The organism is Rhodobium gokarnense (assembly GCF_025961475.1).
GTDB classification, from domain to species: domain Bacteria; phylum Pseudomonadota; class Alphaproteobacteria; order Rhizobiales; family Rhodobiaceae; genus Rhodobium; species Rhodobium gokarnense.
Genome location: NZ_JAOQNS010000013.1, coordinates 112050 through 128814 on the forward strand (window position 1 = coordinate 112050; position 16765 = coordinate 128814).

The 16765-nt window shown below is 65.0% G+C and carries 13 protein-coding genes; 2 read left to right on the forward strand and 11 right to left on the reverse strand.

Annotation, left to right across the window (positions count from 1 at the left end; all coding sequences use genetic code 11):
* Nucleotides 1-3: 3 nt before the first annotated feature.
* From M2319_RS19780 to M2319_RS19790, 3 genes are all read right to left on the reverse strand, one after another.
* Nucleotides 4-210, reverse strand: a complete 207-nt coding sequence (locus tag M2319_RS19780; RefSeq protein WP_264603190.1) for a hypothetical protein — start codon at nucleotides 208-210, stop codon at nucleotides 4-6.
* On the reverse strand, nucleotides 207-890 hold the full coding sequence (locus M2319_RS19785) for a FadR/GntR family transcriptional regulator (protein WP_264603191.1): 684 nt from the start codon (nucleotides 888-890) through the stop codon (nucleotides 207-209). The genes M2319_RS19780 and M2319_RS19785 overlap by 4 nt, the downstream gene beginning before the upstream one ends.
* Before the next feature lie 368 nt (nucleotides 891-1258).
* A complete protein-coding gene (locus tag M2319_RS19790; protein ID WP_264603192.1) occupies nucleotides 1259-2548 on the reverse strand; it encodes a GAF domain-containing protein in 1290 nt (429 codons plus the stop codon).
* 186 nt (nucleotides 2549-2734) lie between these two features.
* Between M2319_RS19790 and M2319_RS19795 the strand changes: the two genes are divergently transcribed.
* Nucleotides 2735-2920 (forward strand): hypothetical protein, encoded by a 186-nt coding sequence (locus M2319_RS19795; RefSeq protein WP_264603193.1) that lies wholly within the window; start codon nucleotides 2735-2737, stop codon nucleotides 2918-2920.
* Nucleotides 2921-3102: 182 nt separating this feature from the next.
* Here M2319_RS19795 and M2319_RS19800 read toward each other — a convergent pair whose 3' ends face one another.
* The 8 genes from M2319_RS19800 to M2319_RS19835 all read right to left on the reverse strand — a co-directional run bounded on the left by M2319_RS19800 (nucleotide 3103) and on the right by M2319_RS19835 (nucleotide 14986).
* Entirely contained in the window at nucleotides 3103-3468 is a 366-nt protein-coding gene (locus tag M2319_RS19800; protein ID WP_264603194.1) for a response regulator, read from the reverse strand.
* A gap of 66 nt (nucleotides 3469-3534) precedes the next feature.
* Nucleotides 3535-3987, reverse strand: a complete 453-nt coding sequence (locus M2319_RS19805; protein ID WP_264603195.1) for a response regulator — start codon at nucleotides 3985-3987, stop codon at nucleotides 3535-3537.
* Nucleotides 3984-8363 carry a chemotaxis protein CheB gene (locus M2319_RS19810; RefSeq protein ID WP_319801804.1) on the reverse strand — a complete coding sequence of 1460 codons (4380 nt, stop codon included), beginning with the start codon at nucleotides 8361-8363 and terminating at the stop codon, nucleotides 3984-3986. The genes M2319_RS19805 and M2319_RS19810 overlap by 4 nt, the downstream gene beginning before the upstream one ends.
* A 592-nt stretch (nucleotides 8364-8955) precedes the next feature.
* Nucleotides 8956-9795 (reverse strand): sulfite exporter TauE/SafE family protein, encoded by an 840-nt coding sequence (locus M2319_RS19815; RefSeq protein ID WP_264603196.1) that lies wholly within the window; start codon nucleotides 9793-9795, stop codon nucleotides 8956-8958.
* Nucleotides 9795-11441 (reverse strand): ABC transporter ATP-binding protein, encoded by a 1647-nt coding sequence (locus M2319_RS19820; RefSeq protein WP_264603197.1) that lies wholly within the window; start codon nucleotides 11439-11441, stop codon nucleotides 9795-9797. Before M2319_RS19820 ends, M2319_RS19815 begins: the two co-directional genes overlap by 1 nt.
* A 2-nt stretch (nucleotides 11442-11443) precedes the next feature.
* Nucleotides 11444-13033, reverse strand: coding sequence for a gamma-glutamyltransferase (gene ggt / locus M2319_RS19825; protein WP_264603198.1), 1590 nt, complete (start codon nucleotides 13031-13033; stop codon nucleotides 11444-11446).
* On the reverse strand, nucleotides 13026-13784 hold the full coding sequence (locus tag M2319_RS19830; protein ID WP_264603199.1) for a glucosamine-6-phosphate deaminase: 759 nt from the start codon (nucleotides 13782-13784) through the stop codon (nucleotides 13026-13028). The genes ggt and M2319_RS19830 overlap by 8 nt, the downstream gene beginning before the upstream one ends.
* Entirely contained in the window at nucleotides 13781-14986 is a 1206-nt protein-coding gene (locus M2319_RS19835) for an ROK family transcriptional regulator (RefSeq protein ID WP_264603200.1), read from the reverse strand. Before M2319_RS19835 ends, M2319_RS19830 begins: the two co-directional genes overlap by 4 nt.
* Before the next feature lie 219 nt (nucleotides 14987-15205).
* Here M2319_RS19835 and M2319_RS19840 point away from each other — a divergent pair, with 219 nt between their 5' ends.
* Nucleotides 15206-16708 (forward strand): ABC transporter substrate-binding protein, encoded by a 1503-nt coding sequence (locus tag M2319_RS19840; RefSeq protein WP_264603201.1) that lies wholly within the window; start codon nucleotides 15206-15208, stop codon nucleotides 16706-16708.
* The last annotated feature ends 57 nt before the right edge of the window (nucleotides 16709-16765 follow it).

Sequence of the window (16765 nt, forward strand, 5' to 3'; positions counted from 1 at the left end):
GTTTTAAAAACTCTCCCTTTCCTCCTCGCCGAGCAGCGTCTCAAGCTGCGCGGGGTCGATCGTTGCCGGGTCGAGGCCCGCGGCCATCGCCGCCCGGAACAGGCGGTCGCGCGCCGCATCGACGGGCGCGGCGATCCGCATCGGCTCCGGCGCGGCTGCGTGACCGGCGTTGAGGCGATTGAGGCCGAACAGGAATTCACGGCGGTTCATTGGTCCTGGCTCCTTGCCGGGACGGCGTCCTTCGCCGGAAAGCCGAGCAGGTCCGCAAAGGCTTCCAGGCAATGGGCGGCGAGCACGCGGGCGCGCTCTGCGTCATGGCTCTGGACGGCCTGCAGGAGCCCGACATGTAGCGGAAAGAACGCATCGATATGGGGCTGGTCGAGCTCGCCGAGGGTGGTCGGCAACTGGTCGCTGGCGGCGATCTCGCGGATCAGCAGGACGAAATAGGGATTGCCGGCGAGGTCGGCGAGAATGCCGGAGAAGGACAGGAAGATCTGCGCCGTCAGGGCGCCGTCGCGGTTGACGAGGGCGCGGCCGAGCCGGGTCGTCAGGGTCTGCAGGGCCTGGCCCTTTTCCGGCGTGCAGCGGATGGCGGCGCGGGCGGCCAGTTGCGGCGCGACGAGGCCGAGAGCCTCCAGCGCGTCGCCCGGCGCGCCCTTCCTGCGCAGGGAATTCCAGGTGATCGCGGAGGCATCGCGCAGGTAGCAGCCGCTGCGGCCGCGAATCTCGATGCGTCCGGCGGCGGCGAGCGCGATCAGGGTCTCGCGGACGGTGTTGCGGCTGACCGAGAGCTGCTCGGCGAGGCTGCGCTCGCTCGGCAACCTGTCGCCCGCCTTCAGGTGCAGGGAGTCGATGACGGTGAGCAGGCTGTCGAGGCAGGGATGTGCCATTTCCGGTGTCCGTGTGGTCCAACCAATTTTCGCATTCAAGGCGGTTGGTAACGCGATACCGTCGAACTAGATCAGAAATTCGACGGTTCGCAAGAATGAATCAGCATCTGGCTGGGCCAATCAGAAATCGAATTTCGACCAAAGGCGGAGAACCGGGCCAAAATCCCGGAACTCTGCCGGAATTTTAAGACTCCCGACAATGATGTTTTGTTGGACCAGATTGTCGCAGAAGCTCGTTCCGCGCCTTTTCCGGGCGCGATTGATGGCCGGGACGCCGTCCCTGGCAACCAGTTTGCGGGCGCCGAGATCGGGTTTTCGGGCTTCTCGCGCGCAAGGGATGCCGGCGGCTCCGGCGGCCGGGCCGCCGATCAGGCCGGCGTCCTCTGCTGGGTGAGATCGCCGACGATGCGCGGCAGGTGCGGCCAGAGGCTTTCGGCGAGGCCCAGATAGGGCTGGATGTTGTCCGGCGAGAACGCGTTCGGCGTGGTGGAGCAGAAGATGACGACGTCGCGCAGCACGTTCTCGTGGAAGAACGGCACCGCGAAATAGGAGCGGATGCCGTGCGGGATGAACAGCGCCCAGTCGATCGGCTTGATGCTCTTGGAGGTGTCCTCGACGATCAGGTGATCGAGGTTGTAGAGGACGATGTTCTCCGCAATCGAGCCCGGATAGGGGTGGGTGTTGTTCTTCTGGATGTCCTTGAACGCGGCGCCGACGCCGGTCACGATCACGTTGCCCTTGGAAATGAAGATCTGGGACAGGAGCGCGGCATCGGCACGGCCGGTCTCCGGCTGGTGGTCGAGGATGACGGTCAGGAGGTCGGCAAGGGACTTCGCCGACTTCAGGCGGCGCTGGCCGTCCTTGCACAGCACCGGCCGGGCGGCGGGCTCTGCGACGGCTGCCTGGTGGCGCGGCGTCAGCGAGAACCACAGCAGATGGCGGCCGTCCCGGTCATAGGCGCGGACGCGCGCCGTGCAGGCGAGCGTCTCGCCGGTCGCGGTGCGGATTTCCAGAAGCCCATTCCAGGACAGGTCGAACAGCAGCCGCTCGTAGATGTCGCGCAGATAGGCGTCCGGGTTGCCGGCCAGCAGATCGGCGACGCCGGTCTGGCGCTCGTCCGGATCGATGCCGAGGCGGATGCGGGCCGCCTCGTTGGCGGCGACCACCTGGCGGCTGCCGACATGGACCATGAACACCGGATTGGAAAACAGCTCCACGTGCTCGGCGAGCCCTGCCTGCGAGCCGCGCTTCAGGATGGCGTTGGCGAGCGAGGTGCAGTCGGCGAGGAGCCCGATATAGCAGAAGGTCATCTCCGGATCGGGCGAGCCGAGGATGTAGAGCCAGCGCATGACGCCGTCGCGGCCGCGGGCGCGGATCACCTCCGACACCGGCTGGCGCTGGTGCAGCCGCTCCTGGAAACGGGCGAACACGGAGCGGTCGTCCTCGGCCAGCATCTCTTCGGCCCCGGCGGCGTCCTGCAGGAGCTGGGCGACGCCCTCCTCCAGCCCCGGAATGACGTGCTCGTTGAGGAAGTTGATCTCGTTCTTGACGAGATCGGCGCGCCAGATCACCGCCGGCAGGGTCGCCCCGGTGTCCGCCGCAAAGCTCTGCAGCAGGAAGTCGAAGGCGGAATCGTTGATATGCGGGGTCTGGTTCATATCCGTGCCGGTGTGGGTGACCGAACAGCCACTTTTGGACGCCGGGCGAAGCGTGTCAACCGAACGCTATGGCGCGGGCGCTCGGCCAGGTTGTCCAAGGCGATGCCGACTGTGTGTGGTTAATTGTCGATTAACTACGATCTTGGTAAGGGTAATTACCAGTCGCAAACATTCGGGGTCACTCAGTTGGATATCGCCAGCGTGCAGGAAGAAACGTCAACCCACTCTGCTTCGGGTCAGGTCAAGGCAAGCCGCGAAAGGGCTTCGGAACTTCTGTCGGAGTCCGCCCACCTGATATCCGTTTCCAAGAAACTGCGTGCCGAAGCCGCCCTGATCCGCGAGAACGCCCGCACCTTCCGTGCCTCGTGCTAAGGCATGTTGTGTTTCATCTGAAACGCGCAACATGCCTTAGGGCTTTGTTTTAACGCGGTTTCTCGTCCAGGAAGTCGGCCGGCTTTATGGCAATGTGCTTTCGGCCGGACGTCCGTACCGAGCGACGAAGACCATCCGATCCCCCGGCGAAACGGGGAGCGCCCTGCGCCGGCCGCCCGGCGTCACAGATAGGCGGCGACGATGTCCTTGAAGGTCTTCAGGTTGATGTGGACCTTGTCGAGGCAGTCGTCGGCCTCGAATTCGTCGAGCTGGTCGAAGACCGGGTCCTGGATATCCGACGAAATCACGACGATCTTGCCGGCAAAGCCCTTGCCGCGGAGCTTCGGCACGGTCTGCCGGTAGTCGGTGTAGGGCGGCAGGCGGCTGTCGAGGAAAATCACCGCCACATTGTCCTTCTGCATCTCGTCGAGAGCATGCTGCAAGGACATGGCGTGCCGGACGTCGACGTCGCTCAGGGTCATTGAAAAACACTCGATCAGCTTGTGCTGATGCTCATTGTCGTCGACGAAGAGAATGGTCGGCCGCATGAACACGCACCTCCGCATCTGGAAAAAGGTTTGCATTGCCCGGACCGGCGGCCCGGCCGTCGAAACTCAACTGCACTGCCGGACGAGGATGCGCCCGCCGTCCGTCTCGCTCACACAGGCGAGATCGTTCACTACTTCACAGATACGCTCCAGGGCCGCCCCGTTGAGCGGCTTGGTGACAAAGAAATCGGCGCCCGCGCGCATGGCGTCGAGGCGGTCCTTGGGGTCCTCCGAACCGGTGCAGATGCCGACGATCAGTCCCTCGCAGTTCTTGTTCCGGCGCAGCGCCCGCACCGCGTCGATGCCGCTCGAGACCGTCAGGTTGAGGTCGACGACCACCAGGTCGCTGTTGCCGAGGGCCCCTTCGGTCTCCAGCACCTTCTTTTCGAACTCGTCGAACTCGGCATAGGTCGACAGGGTCACGTTGATCTTCTCGCGCCGCAGACAGAGCCGGGTGATCATGAATTCGTCGGGCGAGTCGTCGATGAAATGCAGATCGGTGACATTGGTCTGGGTCATGGTTTCAGTTCCGCCTTGGGCAAGGAAATCACGAAACAGGCGCCGCCGAGCGCCGTGCTGTCCTCGACGATGATGGTGCCGCCATACTGGTGGACGATACGCTGGCAGATCGACAGGCCGAGGCCGGTCCCCTCGACCTCCTCGCGGCGCTGCAGGCGCCTGAAGACGACGAAGACCTCTTCGCGGGCGTCTTCCGGAATGCCGGGTCCGTTGTCCTCGACCCGGATGGTGACGGTGGACGCGCCGACCTCGGCGGAAATCCGGATTTCGGGCGCCGGCGTGCCGTTGAACTTGATGGCGTTGGCGATCAGGTTCTGGAAAAGCTGGGTGAAATGCACGCGCGCGCCGCTCACCACCGGCAGGTCCCCGGCGACCACCTTGGCGCCCGATTCGGCAATGCCCAGTTCCAGGCCTTCCTGGATGTCGGAGACCACCTGATTGAGATCGACGTCGATGTGCTCGACCTTCTGGTCGATGCGGGAATAGGCCAGAAGGCTGGAAATGATGTCGCTGAGACGCCGTGTGTTGGAACCGATCCGCGCGATCAGTTCCGTGCGTTCGCCGGCATCGCCCTGGACCTCCGGTTCCTGCAGCAGGTCGCACATCGCCGCGATCAGGCGCACCGGCTCCTTCATGTCGTGGGAGCAGACATAGGAGAACCGGTTCAGTTCCTCGTTCGATTCGGAAAGCGCGGCCAGCGCCGCGCGCAGGTCCGCCTCGCGCTCGCGCACCTCGGTCACGTCGAGGAAGATGCCGAACACGGAGGTCGTGTTCCGGCTCGGGTCGACATCGACCTCGCCGACCGATTTGACGCGCCGGACCTCGCCGGACGGCCGCACGATTCGGGCTTCGTATTCGAAGGACTGCTTGTCGTTGCGCGCCTTGTCGACGAGCGCGCGCACATGGTCGACGTCGTCCGGGTGGTAGAAGGCCATTGCGGCCTCCAATGTCGGCGAAAAGGTCTCAGGCGTGACGTCGTGGACGGCATAGATCTGTTCCGACCAGAACAGGCTGTCGTCGAGGAGGTCGATGCGCCAGAAGCCGAGCCCCGACATGCGCGCCGCCTGCTGCAGGAGACCGTTGCGCTCTCGCAGTTCCAGGAGGGTCCTGTTGCGCTCGGTGATGTCGTCGATCGTGCCGGTCATGCGCACGGCCTTGCCGTCCGCGTCCCGTGAGGCCTCGCCGCGGGCTTCCACCCAGAGGTAGGTGCCGTCGGCCCGGCGCAGGCGATAGACCTCCTCGTACGGCACCCCGTCTTCCAGGTGCTGGCGCATCGCCTCCATGATCCTGTCGGCGTCTTCCGGATGGAGCCGGGTGGTGAAGGCGTCCAGATCGCCGGTGAAGTCCTTGTCGTCGATGCCGAGAAGATTCTTGAAGCGGTCGGACCACCAGACCGTGCTGGTCTCCAGGTTGTGGTCCCAAAGGCCGATGCCGGACGCATCGGTCGCCAGCGCCAGGCGTTCCTCGGACCTTTGCACCGCCTTCAGCGCCTCCTGCTCGGAGGTGACGTCCTCTTTCAGGCCGTAGATGAGGGGCTCACCGGTCTCGGAATCGCGGGACCTGACATGGGTGACCCGGACCCAGCGCGCCTCGCCATTGGCGAATGTCATCCGGCCGATATTTTCCTCAAGGGAATGGCCGCCTTCCAGGAACCTGCGATCCAATGCAGCCGCCGCCTCGGCGTCGGCCTCGCCCAGCAAGCCGTAATAGTCCTCGCCCTCGACGTCGCGGTCCGCCGCGCCGACCATGGCGCACGCCGCCGGGTTGGCCTTGACGATCTTGCCGTTGCGGTCGCGCACGAAGATCGCCTGGGGGAAATTGTCGAAAATGAGCTGCAGCTCGTTGCGGGTCCGCCGCAATTCGTTGGTGTTGTCCGCGATCAGGATGATGGCGCCGCTGACCTGGCCGCTCTCCTGGGTGTTCGGAACGATGGAGATGATTGCGTCGATGTCGTCGCCGCGGATCTCCGTTTCGATCCGCCGGCGTTCGGTCATCGCCTGATTGGCGAGATCGACGATGTCGGGAAACCCCTTTTGCCGCTTCAAGAGGCTGAGATGGGGGAGCTGTTCGTCGGTATTGATCTGGAACAGCTCTTCGGACGCATTGCTGACATGGACGATGTTGAGGCCGCGGTCGGCGACGATCAGCGGCGAGCCGATATTGAGGAGAATGCCGTTGAGGCTCTGGTTGAGCAGGCGCAACTCGTTGGCGCTGACCTGAAGCTCCTCGTTGACGGTCGACAGTTCCTCATTGGTCGACTGCAGCTCCTCGTTCGAGGTTTCCAGCTCTTCGTTGGTCGACTGCAGTTCCTCGTTGCTCGACTGCAGTTCCTCATTGAGCGCCTGGAGCTCCTCGTTCGAGGTCTCAAGTTCCTCTGCGGTCTGCTGGAGATTGGCCTGGGCGATCGCCAGTTCGCGCCGCAATTCGTCGTTCTGCTGCTGCACATCGACCGTGTCGTCCGGTGTCTCGCCATCGATCTGGAGGCCTTTCTCCTCCCATTTGTGGATCACCGCCAGGGCGAGCACTTCGTCGTCCGGGCCGCTCTCCACCGGATGGACGGTGACCCGGATGCGTCCGTTCGGATTGGCCTCATCGATATGGGCAATGCCGCTGCGCGTTTCCCGGGTCCTCAGGACCACGGGCACAGCCGTGCGGACATCCTGGCCGAACGGCTCCTTGACCAGGCTGGTGATGCCGAGCGACAGCGAGCCGCTCTGGACGTTGATGTAGGGATTGACGTTGCCGTAGGCCTTGCGAAGCTGCATGTCCGGCCCGATCAGGAAGCCGTCCGGCCCCAGCGCCTTGACCAGCGAGTCGAACCGGGCGTCCGCAGCGGCCAGGTCCCGGGCGTCCACGGTATCGCGCTTGGCCTGGCGCGGCCGACGGTAATAGGCCGGCTGGCCGTCGAGCTCCTTGAACAGCGACTTGTTCTTGCCGGGGCGCTGGAAAAAGATGTGCCGCTCGTGTTCCGCCGGCCGGAACAGGCTTTCATTCGCCGCCACCGTTTCCGACTTGCCGAGGAACAGCGCTCCGTGGGGGACGAGCGCATAGTGGAACCGGGACAGGACCTGGCCCTGCAGCGAGGACTGGAAGTAGATCAGGAGGTTGCGGCAGGAGATCAGGTCGATGTTCAGGAACGGCGGGTCCTGAATGATGTTGTGGGTCGAGAACACGACCCGTTCGCGCAGCGCCTTCTTGACGATGTAGCCGGTCGGCACCTTGTCGAAATATTCCTGGATGAAATCCCGCGGCACCTCGTCGAGGGCCGTTTCGGCATAGAATCCGCGCCGGCCGATCTCGATCGCCTCGTTGTCGATGTCCGAGGCGAAGATCTGGACCTTGCGGTTGGAGAAGGCTTCCACGCCGCCCATGTGGTCGGCGAAGACCATGGCAATGGAATAGACCTCCTCGCCCGTTGCCGCTCCCGGCACCCAGATGCGCACGGTTCCGTCGGGCGGCTTGCTCTCCAGGATCTTGCCGACCACCGACCTGAGGGCGTCGAACTCGCTCGGGTCGCGGAAGAACGCCGTCACAGAGATCAGGAAATCCTTGAACAGTGCATCGATTTCCTTGGCCGAGGAGCGGGCGATGGCGACGTAGTCGTCGATTTCCTTGACGCCGAGGGCGGCCATCCGCCGCTCGATGCGCCGCTGCAGCGTCGCCGGCTTGTAATGGCGGAAATTGACCCGGCGCTGGTTATGCACGAGGTGGATGAGCTCCGAGACGCCATCCAGGTGCACCGGCGAGGATTTCAGGGCCTCCAGGTCGGTGCGCCCCTCCAGGATGGTGGCGAACTGGGTCGCGATCTTTTCCGGCGGCATGACGAGATCGACGCAGCCGGATTCGACCGCGGAGACCGGCATGCCGGTGTACTTCGCCGACAATTCGTCCTGGGCGATGGTGATGCCGCCGGCCGCCCGGATGTCGCGCATGCCGCGCGCGCCGTCCGATCCGGTGCCGGAAAAGATGATCCCGATCGCCCGGTCTTCCTTCTCCACGGCAAGCGAATGGAACAGCCGGTCGACGGAGGGTTTCGGGGTGCCGGCATCGCGGCTCGGCAGCACCAGGCGGAGCACATCGCCGTCGATCTCCACGTCCCGGTCCTTGGGCGTGATGTAGACCGTGTTCGGCTCCGGAATCGTGCCGTCCTCGATGCTGACCACCTCAAGGTCGGTTTCGCGACCGATGATCTCCGGCAGCATGGAGCGGTGGTGCGGCGACAGGTGCTGGGCGACGATATAGGTGGCGTTGAGCTGGCCGGGAAGGTTGCGCACGAAGGCGCGGAGCGCCTCCAGCCCCCCGGCCGACGCGCCAATTCCCACCCAGAACAGGGTTTGGCGGGCCTCATTTTCGTTTAAGGTCGCAGTACTATCCACCAATGATCGCCGTAGTGAATTCGGGAGCGAATCGATCGTAACGATTTTTTAATGTTTAACAAGTATCGGCCGACACATGCCTTGACTCTAATCAGTTTTTTACTTTGGCTGCAGTGCAAAACTAGCGGTATACTTTGGATAGCCAAAATCGCGCATTACGGGTCGCGTTTTTTTGACAAACAGGATTTTCATCCGACTGAAATGCGTGGGCCGGGACTGACGGCTCCCCATCGGCACCCCGGCGCAATCGGTGATCGTCACGCCGCGATGACGACCACATCGCGCGCCTGATAAGGACTGGTCGCAGGCCGTTCCAGCCCGCCGTGATCGGCAGGCGTATCGGTCCCGCAGTCGCCGGACCGTCCGGTGAAACGGGTAAAGCCGCCTAAAACATGTTGCGTTTTTCCGGAAACACCCAACCTGCTTTAGGTCTTTGTTTTGGCGCGATTTCTCATCCAAAAAGTCTGTCACCTTTTTGGGAAAGCGCTTTGGAGCGTTTCACGCGTTTGCGGAATCGCCTGAAACGCTCTAACTCTTTGTTTTAACGCGTATTCTTATCCGAAATCCGGTTTCCATTTTTCGGGAATACGCTTTAGCCGGCCCAGATCTGACCGTAAATATCGACGAACATGCGAATGGCGGTGACGCCGAGGAAGGTCGCGAAGGCGTAGCTCAGCATCCGTCGCGGAATCGCGTGCGCCACCTTCGCCCCGAGCGGTGCAATCAGCATGGTCAGCGGGACCAGCGCGACGAGCGCGATAAGGTTGACGTAACCGATCGATCCGGCGGGCAGGTTCGCCTCGCCCCAGCCCGCCGCCGCATAGCCGATCGTGCCGGGAATGGCGATGATGAAACCGATCGCCGCCGCCGTGCCGACCGCCTTGCGGATATCGAAGCCGAAGGCGGTCAGGATGGGCACGCTCAAGGTGCCGCCGCCGATCCCCATCATCGCCGAGAACAGGCCGACGAAGACGCCCACGGCCGACTTCACGCCGACATTCGGAAAATCCTCCGTCAGGGCGGAGTTGTCGGCGCGCACCACCATGTTGACGGCGACGAGCAGCGCAATGACGGCAAACACCGACGTCAGCACGAGCCCGTCGACCCGGCCGCCGATCGCCGTGCCGCAGACGACGCCGATGAAGATCGGCAGGCCCCACGACTTCAGCAGCGAGAAGTCGACCGCGCCGCGCTTGTAATGACTTCGCGCCGACGACAACGAGGTCAGGACAATCGTCGAGAGCGATGTGGCGACGGCGATCTTCATGCGCACCGCATCGTCGACGCCGACGCCGCCGAGGACGAAATAGAGCACCGGCACGATCACGATGCCGCCGCCGACACCGAGAAGCCCTGCGGCGAACCCGCCGACAACGCCGGCGAATACCATTGCCGCGATCCATATGCCGTAGTCGGCGAGAAATTCCTGCATCAGCCTTGTCCGTCGTTGCCGTGGGCGCTGCCGGCTCGCGGGATCGCGGCAAGCAGCTCGCGCGTGTAGGGGTGCCGGGGATTGGTGAAGATTTCCGCCGTCGGCCCGGTCTCGACGATCTTGCCCTGCCGCATCACGGCCAGCCGGTCGCAGATCTGTGCCGCGACGTGCAGGTCATGGGTGATGAACAGCATGGCAAGGTCGAGGCGCTTCCTCAGTTCCTCCAGGAGGTCGAGGACCTGGGCCTGGACCGTGACGTCGAGGGCGGAGACCGCTTCGTCGGCGACCAGCACGTCGGGTTCGAGCGCAAGCGCGCGGGCGATGCCGATGCGCTGGCGCTGGCCGCCGGAGAACTCGTGCGGCAGCCGGCCGGCCGCCTTCGGATCGAGCCCGACCAGCACCAGAAGGTCGCGCGCGTCGCTCAGCGCCTTGGCGCGCGGCACGCCGTTCGACATCGGTCCGTCGGCGATGCTCAGCCCGACCTTGCGGCGCGGATTGAGCGAGGCGAACGGGTCCTGGAACACCATCTGGATGCGGCTGCGCCGGCGCCGCAGCTCTTCGCCCTTCATGGCGCCGAAATCCTCGCCGCCGAGGCGGATCTGGCCGGAATCGGGCTCGTCGATACGGGTGACCAGCCGGGCCACGGTCGACTTGCCGGAGCCGGATTCGCCGACGAGGCCGAGCGTCTCGCCGCGGTGAATCTGGAAGCTGACATCGTCGACGGCGCACACGATGCGGCGGTCGCCGAACATCCCCGACTTGGTGCGATAGGACTTGTTGAGGCCGATGACCGAGCAGGCGATCGGGTGTGCGTCGACGTCCTCGCGCTTGGGCGGCACGCCCGTCGGTACGGCGGCAAGGAGCGCCCTGGTGTAGGGATGGCGCGGATTTTCCAGCACCTCCCGCGCCGTTCCGGATTCCACCACGTCGCCCTCCTGCAGCACCAGGACGCGGTCCGCGATGTCGGCGACAACGCCGAAATCATGGGTGATGAAGATCACGGAGGTGCCGCGCCGCTGCTGGATGTCGCGGATCAGCCGCAGGATCTGGGCCTGGGTCGTCACGTCGAGCGCGGTGGTCGGTTCGTCGGCGATCAGCAGCTTCGGCTCCAGGGCGAGTGCCATGGCGATCATCGCCCGTTGCCGCTGTCCGCCCGAAAGCTGATGCGGATAGGCGCGCACGATGCGTTCGGGATCGGGGAGCCGGACCTCCCGGGCAAGGTCCAGAACCTTGGCGTGGCGCTCGGCCCGGGTCAGCAAGCCGTGGGCCTCGAACACCTCGGCGATCTGGTCGCCGATGCGCATGGACGGGTTCAGGGCGGTCATCGGCTCCTGGAAGATCATGCCGATGGCGCGGCCGCGCATGTCGCGCATGGTCCTGGCATCGACCTTGAAGAGGTCGCGTCCGTCGAACAGCGCTTCGCCGCGCTCGACATGGATCACGGGGGGCAGCAGGCCCATCAGGGTCTGGGCGCACAGCGACTTTCCCGACCCCGACTCGCCGACAATGCACAGGATCTCGCCGGCCGGCAGATCGAAGCTGAGGTCGTTCAGCGCATAGGCGCGGTCGGCGCCGCCGGGCAGCCGGAGAGCCAGGTTCCGGACCGAGACCGTGGGCGGAGCGGTGGTGGCGGCGTCAGTGGTCATCGTCAATATCCCAGCGCGATGCCGTCCTTGCGATGGTCGGAGGCGCCCCACAGGACGCCGCGCTCGTGATCGATGCGGACCGCCTGACAGCCGCCGAGCGGCTCGTCGGCCCAGCGCGTCCTGTGGCCGCGGGCTTCCAGCTCCGCCCGCACCGTATCGTCGATGGTCGGCTCAAGCGAGATGGCGCCTTCGGTAAAGAAGCTGCGCGGCTGGTCGGAGGCCATCTGGATGTCGAAGCCGCGGTCGATCACCTCGGAGATGAAATGGGCGTGACCGGTCGCCTGGTACTGTCCGCCCATGACGCCGAAGGACAGCACCGGCTTGTCTTTCTTAAAGAGCATCGCCGGGATGATGGTGTGGAACGGCCGCTTCGACGGGCCGATCTCGTTCGGGTGGCCCGCCTCCAGCGAAAAGCCGCATCCGCGGTTCTGAAACAGAACGCCGGCCTTCGGCGCGTAGATGCCGCTGCCGAAGGCAAAGAAGACGGAGTTGATCAGCGAGATGACGTTGCCATCGCCGTCCGCCACGCTGACATAGACCGTGTCGCGGTGGACCGGCATGTCGAGGTCGGCGGGATCGGAGGCCCTGTCCATGGAGATGCGGTCGCGAAGCGCCGCGATGCGCGCCTCGTCAAGGAGGTCGCCGACCGTAACCGTCATGGCGTCCGGATCGGCGACAAAGGCATCGCGCTGCCGGTAGGCGGTCTTGGTCGCCTCGGCGAGGATGTGGATGCGGTCGGTCGCCGACAGGGACGGATCGGCGAGATCGAACCCGTCGAGGAGACGGGCCATGATCAGCGCGGCGATGCCCTGGCCGTTGGGCGGGCATTCGTGCAGCGTGTAGCCGCGATAGGGCGCGGAGATGGTCGGCGAGACCGTGGCGGCCGTCGCAGCGAAGTCTTCGGCCGTGTGCAGGCCGCCGAGCCGGTTGAGGACCGAAAGCATGTCGTCGACGGCCTCGCCCTCGTAGAACGCCTCCCGTCCGGCGCGGGCAATGTTGCGCAGCGTGCGGGCAAGGGCCGGATTGGCGAGCCGGTTTCCGGTCACCGGGGCGCGGCCGCCGGGAAGGAACTGCGCGACAGAGGCAGGATAGGGGGCGAGCCGGTCGGCATAGCGCGCCCAGTCGAGCGCAACCCGCGGGGTGATGGTGAAGCCGGTCTCGGCGGCGGCGATGGCGGGCTGCAGGATCCGGTCGAGCCCCGCGCGGCCGTAGGTCTCGCTCAGGCGGCACCAGGCATCGACCGCGCCGGGAACGGTCACGGCATCGACGGTTCCGTCCGGGATGCTGGTCATCCCCTTGTCGCGAAAATGGTCGGCGGTCGCTGCGGCCGGCGCGCGGCCCGACCCGTTGACCGCGACCGGGGCGCCGCCGGCCGGCGTGTAGAGGGCAAAGCAGTCGCCGCCGATCCCGGTCATGTGCGGATCGATGACGCCTTGCAGCGCAACGGCGCCGATCGCCGCGTCGACCGCATTGCCGCCGGCGCGCAGGATATCGAGGGCGGCCAGCGTTGCCTGCGGATGCGATGTCGCGACCATGGCATGCTCGGCCAGTGCCACGGACTTCCCCGGTTTCATGAAATCGCGCTCAACCATCGGCGGTCTTTCGAGAGGAGGACAGGAGCGTTGCTGCGTCGCGGTCGCAAATGACCGTGACATCGGCGTGCAGACGCAGGAAGGAGGCGGGATTTTGCGGTGTGACCGGCCCTTCCAGGGCCGCCGCGAGCGCTTCCGCCTTGGCCGGACCGGTCGCCAGCAAGAGGATGCTCCGGGCCGCCAGGATCGTCGCGATCCCCATCGTGACCGCACGAGCGGGGACGGCCTCGCCCGCAGGGAAGTCGCGCTGGTTCGCCGTGCGGGTCGCCGCGGCCAGTTCCACCACGCGGGTGCGGCTGGTGACGGGTGCACCGGGCTCGTTGAAACCGATATGGCCGTTGCGGCCGATGCCGAGGATCTGCAGGTCTATGCCCGTCTTAGCGATCGCGGCCTCGTAGTCGGCGCAAGCGTTTTCGTCGGGCAGGTGCGCCGAGCCCGGCGGCATGTCCACATGGGCGAAAAAATGCTCGCGCATATAGGACGCGAAGCTCGCCGGATGGCCGGCAGGCAGGCCGCAATATTCATCGAGATTGAAGCTCGTGGCGGCCGCGAAGGACAGGCCCTCCTTGCGGTGCATGGCGACGAGCACCCGGTAGACGCCGATCATCGAATTGCCGGTGGCAAGGCCGAGAACCATGTCGGGTTTGCGGCGCACCTTGGCGGCGATCCGCCTCGCGAATTCCGTTTCCGCGGCCTGCCTGTCGGGCAGAACATCGCATGCGGGAATGGCGTATTCTTGCGCGGGGGTCATTTTGCGGTCTCGGCAACGGCGGCTGTTTCCACGGGCGCGTAACGCGGGAGCTCGAACAGGTTCTCGCGCATGTGGTCGATGCTGTTGGCCAGCGTCCCGTAAAGGCCGGCGCGGCTTCCGAGCTGGCTGATCGTGCATTCCGGCGGCGACGGCATGCACAGCGGCAGGGCGGCGCGGACGCATTCGAGCAATTCGGGACGCGCGCCGATGCTGCCGCCGAGGATGACGCGTTCCGGATCGACGATGGCCGAGACCGCCAGGATGGCCGCGGCGATGTTGCGCGCGACCTCGCTGATCGTCGCCCTGGCGCGCTCGTCGCCGGCCTCGATGCTGTCCATGATGTCGCGAACGCTGAGGCCGGGGGTCCCGCCATAGCTCTCGTAGCGGTCACGGATGGCCGCGCTTCCGACCATCGTTTCCAGGGCGCCGGAGTGGAAGGTGCGGCTGTCGAACGGATCGGCACCGATCGGCAGCGTCGCAATCTCGCCGGCCGCGCCGCGGGCGCCGTTGAGGATCTGGCGTTCGTTGATGATGCCCATGCCGATGCCCGTGCCGAGGGCGATGAAGACGAAGTTGCTGAAGCCCTTGCCTTCGCCGAGCCACTGCTCGCCCTTGGCCGCCATGTTCACATCGTTGCCGATATGCACCATGCAGCCCATCCGCTCGGTCAGGATCGCCTGCAGCGGCACGCCTTCCAGATCCGGAATGTTGGGCACCATGATCAGCCTGCCCGTCTTGCGGTTGTAGGCGCCGGGAATGCCGACGGTGCCGACCATGACGCGTTCCGGAGGCAGGCCCGCCTTTTCGGCCAGAGAACCGTTCAGCGAGACGAGCTGCGAGATCACGTGCTCGCCGCCGCGCGGATCGGTCGGCTCGGCGGTTTCGGCGACGATCTTGCCGTTCATGTCGGCGAGCGCGGCCTGGATCTTGGTGCCGCCCACATCGGCGCCGAAGACGAGGGCGCGGTTAGGCGTGATCTCGTAGGTCGCGGCGCTGCGGCCGACGGTTCCTTGCGTGCGGCCGGTGACTTCCAGCCAGCCGTCGTCTTCCAGAAAGCGGAAGACCTCGGACATGGTCTGCTTGGACAGGCCGGTGATGCGGGCCAGTTCGGCGCGCGAAATCGGCCCCCTGTCCATGACCGTCCGCATCACGGTGCGAAGCGTGATCTGTCGGGACATCGGAACGGATGAAAAATCGATCATGTGCAGCGGCGCCTAATTAGTCATTGTGACGAACGAATAGGCGGCTTGATCGGCTCGGTCAAGCGGAATACGGGCAAAACAGCGATAACTCATGTGAGTTTTCAAGCTCTGTCAGTCTTGTTGGTTCGAAAACTTTACAAATAGAAATTCCTGTGGTTCGCTGGCCTGTGAGGTGAAACCGGAGGCGACGTGGTCTCCGTACCGAGAGGGAATGCAACAATGAAACCTTCAGCAAAATTCATGGTTCTGGCCTGCATGCTGGCGATGGGAACATCCGCCGCCAGCGCTCAGACCCTGCGGGTCGGTATGCAGGACGATCCGGACGCACTGGATCCTGCGATCGGCGGCACCTATGCCGGCCGCATCGTGTTCGACGCGATGTGCGACAAACTCGTCGATATCAACGAGACCCTCGAAATCGTGCCGCAGCTCGCCACGAGCTGGAAATGGAACGACGACAATACCGAACTGACCATGTCGCTGCGGGAGGGCGTCACCTTCCAGGACGACACGCCGTTCAACGCCGAGGCCGTCAAGGCGAACATCGAGCGCATGAAGACGATCGACGAGTCGCGCCGCAAGTCGCAGCTCGCGCCGATCACCGATGTCGAGGTCGTCGACGAGTACACCATCGTCCTGAAGCTCGACGCGCCGTTCGCGCCGCTCCTGTCGATCCTCACCGACCGCGCCGGCATGATGGTGTCCCCGGCCGTCGCCGGCTCCGCCGACGAATTCGCGGCCAATCCGGTCTGCTCGGGCCCCTACAAGCTCGTCGACCGCAAGGCGCGCGATTCCATCACGCTGGAAAAGTATGACGGCTACTGGAACGCCGGCGAGATCGGCTACGACAAGATCGTCTACGAGATCATCCCGGATTCCACCGTGCGCCTGTCGCGCCTCCAGGCCGGCGATCTGGAAGCGGCCGAGCGCATCGCGCCGACCGACCTGGCGACCGTGCGTTCCGATGAGGGCCTCGCGCTGCACACCTCGCCGGGTCTGGCCGTCTCCCACCTGTTCATCAGCCAGAAGCCGGGCGCCGGCGTGCTCGCCGACAATGCGGACCTGCGCCATGCGCTGGAGCTTTCCATCGACCGCAACATCATCAACCAGGTTGCGTTCAACGGCGAGTTCACGGCCGACAACCAGATGATCCCGCCCTCGAGCGCCTTCTACAGCATGTCGCATGCGATGCCCGCGCGCGACCTGGAGGCGGCCCGTGAGCTGATCGCGAAGTCGGGCGTCGAGAACCCGACGATCGAGATCACCTACGAGAACTCGCTGACCGACGGCCGCGTTGCCCAGATCATCCAGTCGATGGCGGGCGAGGCCGGCTTCACCGTCAACCTTTTGCCGCTGGAGACCTCGTCGGCCATCGAGCGCTACCTGGCGGGCAATTTCGAGCTCTATATCGGCAACTGGAGCGGCCGCGCCGACCCGGATCCGACGCTCTACACCTTCTTCGGCAGCGACGGCAGCCAGAACCTCAACGGCTACAGCAACCCGAAGCTGGACGAGGTCCTGATCTCGGCCCGCAAGGAACTGGACATGGACGCCCGCAAGACGCTCTATGACGAGGCTGCGGACATCTATCTGACCGATCTTCCGACCATCCCGCTCTACCACCCGACGTGGTTCTATGCGGCGCAGTCGAACATCGACGGCATCAAGATCTACCCGGACGGCATCCTGCGCGTCACGGGGATGAAGCCCGCCGGCGAATAGGCCACCAGACCAGGCCGCATCCGCCTTGCTGCGGGTGCGGCCGCCCATCGGGAACCA

Coding starts and splice junctions, on each gene's coding strand:
- M2319_RS19780 (WP_264603190.1), bottom strand. CDS start 210: ATGAACCGCCGTGAATTCCTGTTCGGCCTCAATCGCCTCAACGCCGGT.
- M2319_RS19785 (WP_264603191.1), bottom strand. CDS start 890: ATGGCACATCCCTGCCTCGACAGCCTGCTCACCGTCATCGACTCCCTG.
- M2319_RS19790 (WP_264603192.1), bottom strand. CDS start 2,548: ATGAACCAGACCCCGCATATCAACGATTCCGCCTTCGACTTCCTGCTG.
- M2319_RS19800 (WP_264603194.1), bottom strand. CDS start 3,468: ATGCGGCCGACCATTCTCTTCGTCGACGACAATGAGCATCAGCACAAG.
- M2319_RS19805 (WP_264603195.1), bottom strand. CDS start 3,987: ATGACCCAGACCAATGTCACCGATCTGCATTTCATCGACGACTCGCCC.
- M2319_RS19815 (WP_264603196.1), bottom strand. CDS start 9,795: ATGCAGGAATTTCTCGCCGACTACGGCATATGGATCGCGGCAATGGTA.
- M2319_RS19820 (WP_264603197.1), bottom strand. CDS start 11,441: ATGACCACTGACGCCGCCACCACCGCTCCGCCCACGGTCTCGGTCCGG.
- ggt (WP_264603198.1), bottom strand. CDS start 13,033: ATGGTTGAGCGCGATTTCATGAAACCGGGGAAGTCCGTGGCACTGGCC.
- M2319_RS19830 (WP_264603199.1), bottom strand. CDS start 13,784: ATGACCCCCGCGCAAGAATACGCCATTCCCGCATGCGATGTTCTGCCC.
- M2319_RS19835 (WP_264603200.1), bottom strand. CDS start 14,986: ATGATCGATTTTTCATCCGTTCCGATGTCCCGACAGATCACGCTTCGC.
- M2319_RS19840 (WP_264603201.1), top strand. CDS start 15,206: ATGAAACCTTCAGCAAAATTCATGGTTCTGGCCTGCATGCTGGCGATG.